Genomic DNA, 11,699 nt, shown 5'->3' on the forward strand with positions numbered 1-11,699 from the left:
TCGGGTTAGCAATGGCGAATATCATATCATACTGCTTACCAGGCACTTGCGGTGTACCCGCTCAGGGAGCGTGATAGTATGAGAAAAGACCTCACACCGTCAGGAACCGCACCACTAATGACCCAAAACGCTCAATCGCGCGACACCATTTCCAGCATTATCTCGCCGGAAGGCAGCCTTGAAGTCCTCTCGCAACACGAAGTCAATCGCCTTCATCGCACATCCAAGAGCGGCCTGCATGATTTACTAAGGCGCTGCGCGCTGGCCGTACTTAACTGCGGCAGTCCCACCGACGACAGCCTGGCGATTCTGGAAGCCTATAGAGACTTTGACATCGAGGTGCTTCAGCAGGATCGCGGCATTCGTTTGAAACTGACCCATGCGCCCGCCGAAGCCTTTGTGGATGGCCGCATGATTCGCGGTATTCGGGAACACCTCTCTTCGATCATCCGCGACATTGTGTACATCTACAATGAAATCCAGCGTCATGATCGCTTTGACCTGACCACCGCAGAAGGCACCACCAACGCGGTGTTTCATATCCTGCGAAAGGCAGGCACGCTCAAACCTGGCCGTGACCCCAGCCTGGTGGTGTGCTGGGGCGGTCACTCCATTTCACGGGAAGAGTACGAATATACCAAGGACGTCGGCTACCACCTAGGCCTACGCGATCTGGACATTTGCACAGGCTGTGGCCCTGGTGCCATGAAAGGCCCGATGAAAGGTGCCAACGTCGCCCACGCCAAGCAGCGTCGTCGTGATGGCCGCTATCTGGGGATTTCGGAACCAGGCATCATCGCCGCCGAAGCGCCCAACCCCATTGTCAATGAACTCGTTGTCATGCCCGATATCGAAAAGCGCCTTGAAGCGTTTGTCCGCCTGGGGCACGGCATCATTGTCTTCCCCGGCGGCGTTGGCACCGCAGAAGAAATCCTCTATCTGTTGGGGATTCTGTTGCATCCCTCAAATCAGGATATGCCATTTCCGCTGATATTGACCGGCCCAGCCGACTCGGCTGCCTACTTCGAGAAGATCGATGAATTTCTGGTCTATACCCTGGGCGAGGACATCCGGCGATTTTATACCATCATTACCGGTGACCCCGTCGCGGTAGCTCGGCTCATGCGCGAGAGTGTCGATGAGATTACTGAATTCAGGCGTACTCACCAGGATGCGTTCTACTATAACTGGCGCCTGACGGTTGCGCGTGACTTCCAGGCGCCTTTTGACCCCACTCACGATGCCATGCGGGCCCTGGCACTTCACCGCCAGCAGCCAACCCATGAGCTGGCCGCCAATCTTCGCCGGGCGTTCTCGGGTATCGTCGCCGGCAACGTCAAAGAGCAAGGCATTCGTGCGATTGAGGCCCACGGCCCCTATGTGCTCAATGCCGAGCCTGAGCTAATGCGGCGCCTGGATGAGCTGCTGAGCTCATTTGTGGCACAGGGCCGCATGAAACTCGATGGGCAGGCCTACGTCCCCTGTTATGTGCTGACGTGATCATGCGGGCAAAAAGGCACTGAACGACTACACTGGACGTGTTTAACGCGTCATCAAGGAGAGCAAACTACCATGGACATGATCAACCAGTTAAGTGACGGCAAAACCAAGGCGTTTGCCAAGCATTGTTTTGAACGACACTCCAGGGATGAGCTTGAGGATGCCGCCAAAGGCAGCCCTGACCAGGCGGAAATGAAGCATTGGGGGATTACCCCGGGCCAGTGGGAAGAAGCCGTGACCGCTGCCCTCGCCGATCACCAGGCACCCAGCTAATCCCTCTGGACCTGGACTGCCGACACATACAAAAACGCCGACTGGGAATAACGTCCCTCGGCGTTTTTGTCGTCAGATACTCTGAAAGGAATTGTGTTGGATTAACGACTTAATCACTTCCAATGAAATAGGTCGTCTTGCATTGCCCCTGACAGATGTCATTGAGAGAATGGAAATACCCGTATGACATTCAAGCCAAACGCGACAGTGGGGTGGCCATATGAAGACTTTATCCAACATGGGGTTTGCCTTCTTTGGCGCAGCCCTGGTGGCTATCAGCTACGGGCTTGCGCGCTTCGCGTTTGGCTTGTTCGTCCCTTCCATCAGCAATGAACTTGACCTGTCAGCGTATATCGTCGGCATCATCGGCGCATTACCCTTTGTCAGTTTCGTGCTAGCCACCATGGTGGCGCCACTTGCCGCCAACCGTCTCGGCGCGCGCAATCTGGCAGTGCTCTCAGGGTGTTTTGGTGTTGCGGGCCTGGCACTGATCAGCCGGTCTTCAGACGCTCTATCCCTAGGTATTGGGGTGTTTACCTGCGGCGTCTGTACGGGGTTGATGATGCCGGCGCTGACCTCCGCCATGCAGGTATTGGTCAGCCGTTCGATGCACGGCCGTGTCAGCTCCATCATGAACGCGGGTACCAGTATCGGTATCATCGTGGCGGTACCTACCGTCGTGTTCCTGGCAGATGCCTGGCGTTTTACTTATACATCATTTGCCGTACTGGCAGGTATCGGGGTTGTGGCAGCCTGGTTTTTTATCCCCTCGGTCTCACGGGTCATTCCCGCCAATGCAGCGCCTCCTCCCCCGGTGACTCGACAGCAGTGGTCGCGCCTTGTCCGGCTTTCGCTGTTTGCTTTCGCGATGGGTTTTGTATCTGCACCTTACTGGATCTTCGCTCCGGATCTGGTAGTCAGGCTTGGTGAACTCCCCCCCGCCTTTACCGGCTGGCTATGGTTCGCCGCCGGGATTGCCGGCCTGGGAGGTGCCGTGGTGAGCGATGTAGCCGACCGCAATAACCCGCCCATTACCCAGGCGTTAATGCTGATGATGCTGGCGGCAAGCCTTGTACTGCTCGCCGCCAGCCCCGACCAGTTAGCCCTGACGATGTTTTCCGCATTGGTGTTTGGTCTCGCTTACATGAGCCTGACAGGTTTATACCTGATGACCGGCATCCGCCTGTTGCCTGGACGCCCATCGATGGGCCCGGTATTACCCTTTATGGCCTGCGCCTTGGGTCAGGCAGCTGGCTCCCCGATGGTCGGTATGCTGGTCGGCAAATTCGGCTATGCCGACGCTTTTTCCGTATTCTGCGTGATCGGCATTCTGGTGGCGGTACTCTCGCCCCTCTATCCGGGCCACATCGACTACCTGACTGACGATGACGAACAGCCCCAGGAAGTCGAACCAGAAGAGACTGGCCTCCAAGCGGCGTATGATCACCAATTTCTTGACGAGGATGGCAACCCCCTGGAACCGGTCGGGGACGAGGAAGAAGCAGAAACAGAAGAAACGACGAAGTGACGCAGTCAGTGATCGCTATTGCAGTGCGCAATCCCGGGTTTCAAGCGCCCGGGGCATTTACGCTTGCGGCCTCTTCTCGAGATGGCAAGCGCCGGGCTTGCTCATAGCACGTACCAGGCGATCAATATGCCACCAGACGGTAACCCTCGTCGGTCAACCGCCTGGCTAACTCCGCAATATGCGCAGGACCCACCTCACAGCAGCCACCGATCACCGTAGCGCCCAGCCTAACCCATTCGAGCGCATGTTCGGCATAGCCGGCAGGATCAAGATCACTACGCGACATTAGCGCGTCTACGGTCCCGCCGGGTTGGAGTGGTGCCACGGATGTAAAGCCGTTGGCATACCCTCCAAAGGGCACATCGAGGGTTGCAAGTTCATACATGGCGGTTGTAACGGCTTCAGGTACTGAACAATTGACCACTATTCTCTCCGCGCCAATGGACGCGACCTCATTGGCCGCCTCGGACAGCCGTTCGCCAGAGCGCAAGCGGGTGCCATCGCGATCGTTCACAGTGAATGCCACCCATACCGGGCGCTCAGCCTCCACCGCCGCGATTGTCGCTGCTCGCGCCTCACGTATCAGCGACATGGTTTCACAGAGAAATAGGTCGACCCCCTCTGTTTGTTGCTTCACCAGACGCCGGTAATCACGCTGGCAAACGCTATCGTCGGGTACGCTATCAGCGTGATAACTGGCCACCAATGGCGGCAGGCAACCTGCGATACGAACCTCACGCCCGCTCTCTTCTCGCGCCTGCCGGGCGGCATTTAGTGCCGCAGTCTGCAAAGGCTCGAACATGGCAGCGCTGCCATCGCGTTCCAGACGTATCGGGGTGGCACTGTAATTATTAAGCTTGATGACTTGCGCTCCAGCCGCGATAAAATCACGATGTGCATCAACGACCAAATGGGGTTCGTCGAGCATGACCTGAGCAGACCATAGCGGGGACGCTGGCTGGCTGCTGCGTTTCCTGAGTTCTTGCCCCATTCCACCGTCCAGCAGCACTATGTTTCTGCTTTCAGTATTCATCAGTTTTCCCTTAGTAAAAAAATCGATCACAGTCTTCGTATCCCGCCGCTATGTGACTCATACCAATATAAAAGTTCTCATGGCGCAAAACTTCGATGGGTAGAGGTATCAATGACTCAGTATGACTAGACGTCCCTGATACAGACGGAGTATGTTCTACACATCATTAGAATTAAGAGCCTCAGGCATGTTAGCTTTCATTCGACGGATACTCATAACGGTTGCTTTTACGGTCACCGCCTTTGCAGCACCCGCCCAAGCAGCCGAAGTGACACCAAGCGCTCTTTCACCATCAACAGATGACACACCGGTTATTACACTGCATAGCGATGAGGAACGCCGCTCAATCAGTCGTGCGCAGATTGAGCAATCATCTCTCCATGAAGTATCACTGCAACACTTTGAAGGACCAAAAGGTAATTTTGCGGGCGTCTGGCTCGATGACTTCCTCAATGCTGAAGACATCGATAATGCGGCGACATTACGTTTCATTGCTCATGATGATTACACGACCTTCCTTACGCCTGAAGACCGCGATGCCAAACGCTATCTCCTCGCCACAAGGCTGGACGGCAAGACACTGACCAGAGATGAGTTTGGCCCGACGATGTTGATCATTCCGGCGGACGCTGATGCCGTTGAGACGGGCACGGTGAGTATGACCTCATGGGTATGGTCAATTAAAGACATCTACGTGCAATAATGAATCTGCGCTTTAATCGGCCACTGGGCTGGCAACTCGGCCTTGGGTTTACGCTACTAGCGGGCATTTGTGCAATCGCCGCAGGGATTTATCTGTACCAGGTACGCCAGCAACTTGGATCGAACTACACAGCGCTCGTGGCCGATGTCATTCGCCCGCAGTTGCATACTGTCCTGCTACGCTCCACGTTGAACGAGTTTCGCGAGGATCCACAAGATAGCGAGCTGATAGAGCGCTTCGACAACCTTCTTTGGCGCATCCCGCAACATATTGAAGGTATAAGCTTCGGGCTCAGCAAAAACCGCTTCGCACCAGCCGAGTATAGATCCTCTTTAAACCGCTTACGCCGCGTAGAAGAGAAGATTCCCCACCTACGTCAGACGCTGGGTGAAATAGCCGCTGGCGCGCCTCCCGATGACTTGATTCAACAAGGCATCGCCATTGAAAACGATTTGGCTCAAGCCTATAGCAGGCTGAGTCACCTCTTACATTCTGAGGCCGCCAAGCAACGCATTGTGATGGACCGTCTGGCGATAGGCATTGCCGTGCTGATCCTTGTTATTCTTCTCCTAGTGGGCGGCCTCATGCTGCTCTTGATGCGCCTGCATCATCAGCACAAAAAAGTGCTCCGACTAAGCCTGATGGATGAGCTCACCGGACTAGGCAACCGCCGTTACGTGCTCAATTTCGCCGAACGCTTATTCGAACAGAGACAACGCAGTGGCCTCCCCCTGAGCATGGCTGTTCTTGATCTTGACCATTTCAAGCGCGTGAACGACGATTTTGGCCACCCCGCGGGCGATCAAGTCCTTAAAGTCTTTGCCGACTCGCTACTCGACGAGGTCCGCAAGGCAGATATTGTGGCGCGCCTGGGCGGGGAAGAGTTCTGTGTGCTTATGCCAGAAACCGACGCTGAAGGGGCGCTGGAGGTCGTCGAACGGATACGCCATCGAGTGGCAACCCTGTCCCATCAAGAACTTGGCGTACCCGTTGGCCTCACGGTTAGCCTGGGGCTAGCCACAGCCGTCAATCATGATGCATCTTTCGATCAGCTTTACTCCCGTGCTGACCGAGCCCTCTATCAAGCCAAGACCCAGGGACGCAATCGTGTTGTCGTCGACTGACGTCATGCGTCAGACTTGCCTGCTCGGTATAGCATGAACAAAGGTTCGTCCCAAGAGCTGCCACCCCATCATTGATACAACAAGATCGGCAGGCAACGCGATTACGGGTTTGAATAACGATGGATCTGAACCTAGATAGCCTAGCGAAAAGGGATAGCCAGGTTTTATCGCATTGCGACAACACCGTATGGAGGCTGTGTTTCAGCGTCACGCTCGTTTCAATTATCTGGATGTGGTGGGCAGAGCGAGGCGTCAAAGTGCTCACCGCAGATCGCAGCAAACCGTAGATTAAATATTGCCCCCTGGCTATTCGATAGGCATCTTGAACCGCTTGCATCTATGCATTACGACTATTCATTTGCTTTAACACGGTGCATTTTGTAATCATTCGCGCTCATTTGGTGCATGCGGGCGTGGAATGAAGACTTATTTAAGCAAGATGCGCGGAGGGACTGTCCAGCGTTCTTTTGTGGGCTGGAAAGACGCTTTCTGGTCGTGGCTCGGTGCCTTCAGCGGTATGGCGTTGATTTGCTGGTTAAGCGCAGGATGGCTCTCAAAAGAACTACTCATTGTAGGGTCTTTTGGTGCCACCTCAGTACTCATCTATGCAGCACCTGAAAGCCCCTTTGCACAGCCAAGCCACGTACTCGTTGGCAGCATGCTGTCTGCGTTAGTGGGCGTTGTTTGTTACCAAGGGCTTGGCACGTCTCCTATTGCCATGGCACTGGCCGTGTCGCTATCGATTTTTGTCATGCAGCTTACCCATACGGTTCACCCACCGGGTGCCGCCGCGGCTTTGACAGCTGTTGCGGGTGGCGAAAACGTCCATCAGTTAGGCTGGTTATATCCGATTTTCCCTATTGGGGCTGGTTGCATCATTATGCTTTCAGTCGCCATTACGGTTAACAACCTTGCCCGCCACCGTCGCTATCCCCACTATTGGTAGACAGCCTTTTCTCAGGATCGGATTGCCAGCACCTGTTCGGCGATATCGTGACACTCAGCTGAGAAGCCCTGTTCGCTGCCATGCGAGAAACCGGCCATTGAAAAGCCCGGCGCCATATGGCGCCAGGCTCATTTGTCCGTCTTTTCCATACTCAGGGGATGATTTTTTCGGCGCGCAGGCGATCGAAGAGGTCAAAAAAGGCACCGCGTGTCTCGCGGAAGTGGTCAAAACCGAAGTCGCGGGCCTTGGTGGTGTCATTGACGCACTCCTGATCACGGCCCAGATCAGCGTCGGTGTGCCACCAAGACGCTAGTTTGTCGACGTCCGGCTCCACCAAGTCGTGCTTTTTGGCAATCTCGCGCCAGGTCGATTCCGCGTCAGCCATCTGCTCGTCTAACGGCTGGGGAGTCTCGGGGCAGTTCGCCACGTCAAGACCAAAGTACTCGCCGATCTCTCGCCACATGCGACGCCAGCGGAAGACGTCGCCATTAACTGTATTGAAGGCCTGATTCGCTGCACCTGGCGTGGTCACCGCCCACTCCATTTGGCGTGCCAGAACAAGGGCATCGGTCATGTCCGTTAGCGCGTTCCATTGGATCTGCGAGCCTGGGAACACGAACGGTCTGCCGGTCGCCTTACAGATTGAGGCGTAGACGGCAATCGTTGTCCCCATGTTCATTGCGTTGCCACGGGCATAACCAATCACCGTGTGCGGGCGGTGCACGTTCCAGGCGAAGCCGTGACGCTCGGCGGCCTCGAACAGTACATCTTCCAACGCGTAATAGAAATTGTCACCCGGCACTCGTGGCTCGGATTCGCGGAACGGGGTCTCGATTCGACCGCTACCATAGGCCTCGAATGAGCCTAGGTACTGTTTGGTACCCGTCACCAGCGAGGCGTGTTGCAGGCTATCACTGTCGAGCGCCTCGAACAGGTTACGCATCATCGCACTGTTGGCCTCAACGTTGGCTTTTTCGTTGTCGCGACGAATCCAAGTGCAGTAGAAGACGTGAGTAATCGGTAGCCCAGCAAGCGCCTGCTCGGTGGCGGGTTCGTCCAACAGATCGGCGGCGATGGGAATCACACCGCTCTGCTGGGTGGCGCGACGCGACAGACCATACACGGTCCAACCACTGGCCACCAGGTAAGAAGCCAGATTACCACCGGTGATACCCGTGGCACCTACCACAAGCGCAGTACCTTTACGCATGATTGATGTCCTTCTTGAGAGTTATAAAAGTTCTGACACCAAGCCAGACTAGTGAAAGCAGTCTGTAAGACAGAGATAATTGCTACAATCGAAAATATCGAAAATCTTTATTGCAGGAAACGCAACTTGATGAACCTGAATGCGCTGGACCTAAACGCCTTGCGAGTGTTCGAACGCGTTGCCGCTACCGGCAGCTTCACCGCTGCCGCGAATCACTTCCACAGAGCAGTGTCGTCAGTCTCCCGGCAGATTCGGGGACTGGAAGAATCAGTGGGGCAACCTCTGCTCTACCGGCATACCCGTGCCGTCACACTGACAGAAGCAGGTCAACGCTATTATGCAGAAGTGCGTGACATTCTTGAGCGCCTCGACATGGCGACCGAAGCACTCAACCAGCCAGAAGCAGAACCCAGAGGCGTGCTTCGTATCAATGCACCGGTGGCCTTCGGCCAGCGCCAGATCGTGCCGTTGCTTCACCGCTTTCAAGACCGCTTTCCGGGCATCAAGGCGGAACTGCAGTTGGACGATCGTGTTGTCGATCCGGTACGCGAAGGGCATGACATCACGTTTCGAGTTGGTGATCTGTCCGACTCATCAATGGTCGCGCGGAAGGTGGCACCGATGAACTACGTCTTGGCTGCATCACCCGACTACCTGGCAACACAGGGAACGCCGGAAACACCCGAGGCACTCGCTGAATACGACTGCCTGCTCTATCAGGGCGAACTGGGTCGCCAGCGGTGGTATTTCCAGCAAAACAAGGCGGCGCCCGAAGTGGCCTACGAACTTGACGGTAGCCTCGCCAGCAATGATGCCGAGACGCTGGTAAGGGCGGCGCTAATGGGTCAGGGGCTCGTCATGTTTCCCACCTGGTTGATAGCCGAAGAGCTTGCCAAGGGGGCTCTGGTGCCACTGCTTGAGGGATGGCGTGGCGAGGTCATGCCCGGTCGCCGCGAACTTTACGTACTGACACCTGAGCGCCGAATCAAAACGCTCAAGGTGCGTACCTTTATGGATTACCTGTTCGAGGTGGTATCGCCACTTCCCCCTTGGGATCGTTGGCAGGAAGGGATTTACCGTTAAGTTTATTAAACGGCTGCATAAACTTCATAAGCGCCGACGTCAGCAGGCGGCATAGCATCGACATAGATCGCATCCGGTCCCCCAGTGGCTAGAATAGACACATGAAAGCAGGCATGAATATCCTTAACGTTCTTGTAACAAGAACGTTTCTGATGTAGAGCGCTGGGGATCTGCTTCAGACAACCAAGCCAAAATATCGGATAGCCTGTACCTAATGTTCCTTCCGCGACGAACGAATTGCGGTGCTGGTTCTCCAAGCAGCATTCCTGTAACCCTGCTTTTTCGAGCTGTTGAAGGTGCCGCAGGAATCAATGCAGGAAATACGGCGCTTTCAGGAAGCTCAATCAGCTCTGAACTGTAACCTTGCTGGTAAAAGACGGAAAGCATTGTCCAAAAGATCATCAGTTTTCTTGGTTGGCATGGCGAAGGTACCTGTTAATTGACCAACCCATGTTGCCCAATTGGGGGCTCAGCTTGTCGGGCGTAACTCATCCAGATTCGCAATTAGACAGCTTTACATTCGATACTCGCTGTGATGCCTCAAAGGCCGAACAAGAACAATGCTCCAGTCAAGCGTTTCGGACGCGTGTCACCTATTTGTCAATTAGAAATAAGCGCGTATAAAACGGCTACTATAGCAATGAGTTAAGCGGCCATTTCTATTGATCAATTTTACCGTAGCTCCAGGGTTCGAACCTGCGATCTTTACAACCCCGCACCATAGGCTAATGAATCGACTAAATAAATGGTTTTTCCGTTGGTCAAACTCAGCGTGCTTCATCTTTTTTTACCTGATCGTAGGTCATGGAGAGCTGCAAGCATGTAGCTCCTCATTCAACTTTTCGCTGAACCCAATGGAGGTTTCCTTCTGATCATCCAGATTGATTAAGATCAGCAAGCGTGTGAACAGCTCCACCAGCAGGCAGCCTTTTTGGACACAATCTAGCTCCAAAGGCGGAAAAATACGCTTTACTCTTCTCGAAATGCCCTACTGAATTGGTCGGTTATAGGCTTAATAAAATACGTCATCGCGGTGCGCTGTTCGGTCGTGATGAAGACTTCGACGGGCATACCAGGCAGCAAAGTGATATCGCCAAGCTTCTCAAGCTCGTCTGCCGAAACGTCTACATCACCAAGGTAGTAGGTTTCGCCAGTGGTGGCGTCGCGTGTCGTCGCTGCGGAGACATAGACGATTTCACCTTTGAGCTCTGGTGTCGTTCTCTGGTTGAAGGCGGTAAAACGGAGCCGGGCCGGCTGTCCGACCCAGAGTTGGTCGATGGTTACTGGAGTCAGCTTCACCTCGACTTTCAGTTTGGCATTTTCCGGAACAATAGTGACAAGCTCTTCGGCCGGTGTGATTACGCCTCCTATCGTGTGGATGTTTAATTCATTTACGATTCCAGAAATCGGGGCGCGAATGTCCGTTCGCGCCAACCGATCCTCAATTGCCATCCGCCGGTCGCGCAGTTCCGAAAATTCCGCCTCCACTGTACTTAATTCCCTCTGCGCTTCGGTACGGGCGTTCTCGTCTATCGCAATAATTTGGAGGCGGATTTCACTCATTCGGGTTCTCGCTCTGGCAATGGAGGCTTGAATCTCGCCGCGTTCACCTGAAAGTTGTGCTCGGTCGCGAGCGATCGGAACGAGGTGTGTTCGTGCAATCACTCCTTTGCCAACGAGGCCTTTGTTCGCCTCGTATTCGGTCGCGACTAGAAGAAATTCCTCCTCTTTCGATTGGCTCTGTGCTTCCAGTCCTTTGATCTCCTCTTCGATTTGCTCAACGCTGAGTTCGAGCTGCTGCTTCTTGCTTTGGCGACTTGCCCGATTGCCATCGAAGAGACGCGTTTCGCCGCGGAAAACATCCGGAGAGTCGTCTACGTCCAAATTGGACGGGAACTCGATTGCTGCAAGTCCGTCACGCTCTGCAAGAAGCCTAGCTCTCCGGATCGCCAATTCCACGAGTTTAGAGCGCACGATCGAAAGCTCAGCCTTGGTCTCTGTGTCTTCGAGCCGTAGCAGCACGTCTCCAGCTCGAACGAAGTCCCCTTCCCTGATAGCTATCTCGCTGACGATGCCGCCGTCACGATGCTGTATCGACTTCAGATCCTGATCAACCGTCACGGCTCCTTGCGCAATGACGGCACCACTGAGTTGAGCGCTCGCGGCCCAGCCGCCGGCTCCCACCAATAGAAATAGAGCGAGCGCCGTACCCACAAAGACACGTGGACCAAGCCGAAAAGCGTTTTCTTGCTTCGGCAAAGGCTTGCCTTCACCACCGGCATGATTATTTGAGTTCATT

11 protein-coding genes are annotated in these 11,699 nt (G+C 54.7%); 7 read left to right on the plus strand and 4 right to left on the minus strand.

What is annotated here, in order from left to right; genetic code table 11:
• The first annotated feature begins 117 nt into the window (after positions 1–117).
• The 3 genes from ppnN (at position 118) to IT895_RS09480 (ending at position 3,301) form a co-directional block, all read left to right on the plus strand.
• Positions 118–1,500: a nucleotide 5'-monophosphate nucleosidase PpnN gene (ppnN, locus tag IT895_RS09470; RefSeq protein WP_085918504.1), complete on the plus strand. Its 1,383-nt coding sequence runs from the start codon at positions 118–120 to the stop codon at positions 1,498–1,500.
• Between the two features lie 72 nt (positions 1,501–1,572).
• The gene (locus IT895_RS09475) at positions 1,573–1,773 is read left to right on the plus strand and encodes a hypothetical protein (RefSeq protein WP_085918503.1); all 201 of its coding nucleotides are present in this window, start codon (positions 1,573–1,575) and stop codon (positions 1,771–1,773) included.
• 220 nt (positions 1,774–1,993) lie between these two features.
• Positions 1,994–3,301: an MFS transporter gene (locus IT895_RS09480; RefSeq protein WP_199285343.1), complete on the plus strand. Its 1,308-nt coding sequence runs from the start codon at positions 1,994–1,996 to the stop codon at positions 3,299–3,301.
• Between the two features lie 121 nt (positions 3,302–3,422).
• Here IT895_RS09480 and IT895_RS09485 read toward each other — a convergent pair whose 3' ends face one another.
• A complete protein-coding gene (locus IT895_RS09485; RefSeq protein ID WP_199285344.1) occupies positions 3,423–4,334 on the minus strand; it encodes a homocysteine S-methyltransferase family protein in 912 nt (303 codons plus the stop codon).
• A 187-nt stretch (positions 4,335–4,521) separates the two neighbouring features.
• Between IT895_RS09485 and IT895_RS09490 the strand changes: the two genes are divergently transcribed.
• From IT895_RS09490 to IT895_RS09500, 3 genes are all read left to right on the plus strand, one after another.
• Positions 4,522–5,037, plus strand: coding sequence for a hypothetical protein (locus IT895_RS09490; RefSeq protein WP_199285345.1), 516 nt, complete (start codon positions 4,522–4,524; stop codon positions 5,035–5,037).
• On the plus strand, positions 5,037–6,161 hold the full coding sequence (locus IT895_RS09495) for a GGDEF domain-containing protein (protein ID WP_199285346.1): 1,125 nt from the start codon (positions 5,037–5,039) through the stop codon (positions 6,159–6,161). The genes IT895_RS09490 and IT895_RS09495 overlap by 1 nt, the downstream gene beginning before the upstream one ends.
• A 418-nt stretch (positions 6,162–6,579) precedes the next feature.
• Positions 6,580–7,107, plus strand: coding sequence for an HPP family protein (locus IT895_RS09500; RefSeq protein ID WP_085918499.1), 528 nt, complete (start codon positions 6,580–6,582; stop codon positions 7,105–7,107).
• Between the two features lie 151 nt (positions 7,108–7,258).
• Here IT895_RS09500 and IT895_RS09505 read toward each other — a convergent pair whose 3' ends face one another.
• The gene (locus IT895_RS09505; protein WP_199285347.1) at positions 7,259–8,317 is read right to left on the minus strand and encodes an SDR family oxidoreductase; all 1,059 of its coding nucleotides are present in this window, start codon (positions 8,315–8,317) and stop codon (positions 7,259–7,261) included.
• A gap of 144 nt (positions 8,318–8,461) precedes the next feature.
• Between IT895_RS09505 and IT895_RS09510 the strand changes: the two genes are divergently transcribed.
• The gene (locus IT895_RS09510; protein ID WP_085918653.1) at positions 8,462–9,400 is read left to right on the plus strand and encodes a LysR family transcriptional regulator; all 939 of its coding nucleotides are present in this window, start codon (positions 8,462–8,464) and stop codon (positions 9,398–9,400) included.
• Positions 9,401–9,523: 123 nt separating this feature from the next.
• Here IT895_RS09510 and IT895_RS09515 read toward each other — a convergent pair whose 3' ends face one another.
• The gene (locus tag IT895_RS09515; protein ID WP_199285348.1) at positions 9,524–9,802 is read right to left on the minus strand and encodes a hypothetical protein; all 279 of its coding nucleotides are present in this window, start codon (positions 9,800–9,802) and stop codon (positions 9,524–9,526) included.
• 567 nt (positions 9,803–10,369) lie between these two features.
• The gene (locus IT895_RS09520) at positions 10,370–11,698 is read right to left on the minus strand and encodes an HlyD family type I secretion periplasmic adaptor subunit (protein WP_199285349.1); all 1,329 of its coding nucleotides are present in this window, start codon (positions 11,696–11,698) and stop codon (positions 10,370–10,372) included.
• Position 11,699 lies beyond the last annotated feature (1 nt).

It is taken from the genome of Halomonas sp. A40-4 (assembly GCF_015767635.1).
GTDB classification, from domain to species: domain Bacteria; phylum Pseudomonadota; class Gammaproteobacteria; order Pseudomonadales; family Halomonadaceae; genus Vreelandella; species Vreelandella janggokensis.

Bases quoted from the DNA above. Each gene is read 5' to 3' on its own strand.
- IT895_RS09515 (WP_199285348.1), bottom strand. From the start codon at position 9,802: ATGATCTTTTGGACAATGCTTTCCGTCTTTTACCAGCAAGGTTACAGT.
- IT895_RS09480 (WP_199285343.1), top strand. From the start codon at position 1,994: ATGAAGACTTTATCCAACATGGGGTTTGCCTTCTTTGGCGCAGCCCTG.
- IT895_RS09485 (WP_199285344.1), bottom strand. From the start codon at position 4,334: ATGAATACTGAAAGCAGAAACATAGTGCTGCTGGACGGTGGAATGGGG.
- IT895_RS09475 (WP_085918503.1), top strand. From the start codon at position 1,573: ATGGACATGATCAACCAGTTAAGTGACGGCAAAACCAAGGCGTTTGCC.
- IT895_RS09520 (WP_199285349.1), bottom strand. From the start codon at position 11,698: ATGAACTCAAATAATCATGCCGGTGGTGAAGGCAAGCCTTTGCCGAAG.
- IT895_RS09490 (WP_199285345.1), top strand. From the start codon at position 4,522: ATGTTAGCTTTCATTCGACGGATACTCATAACGGTTGCTTTTACGGTC.
- IT895_RS09495 (WP_199285346.1), top strand. From the start codon at position 5,037: ATGAATCTGCGCTTTAATCGGCCACTGGGCTGGCAACTCGGCCTTGGG.
- IT895_RS09500 (WP_085918499.1), top strand. From the start codon at position 6,580: ATGAAGACTTATTTAAGCAAGATGCGCGGAGGGACTGTCCAGCGTTCT.
- ppnN (WP_085918504.1), top strand. From the start codon at position 118: ATGACCCAAAACGCTCAATCGCGCGACACCATTTCCAGCATTATCTCG.
- IT895_RS09505 (WP_199285347.1), bottom strand. From the start codon at position 8,317: ATGCGTAAAGGTACTGCGCTTGTGGTAGGTGCCACGGGTATCACCGGT.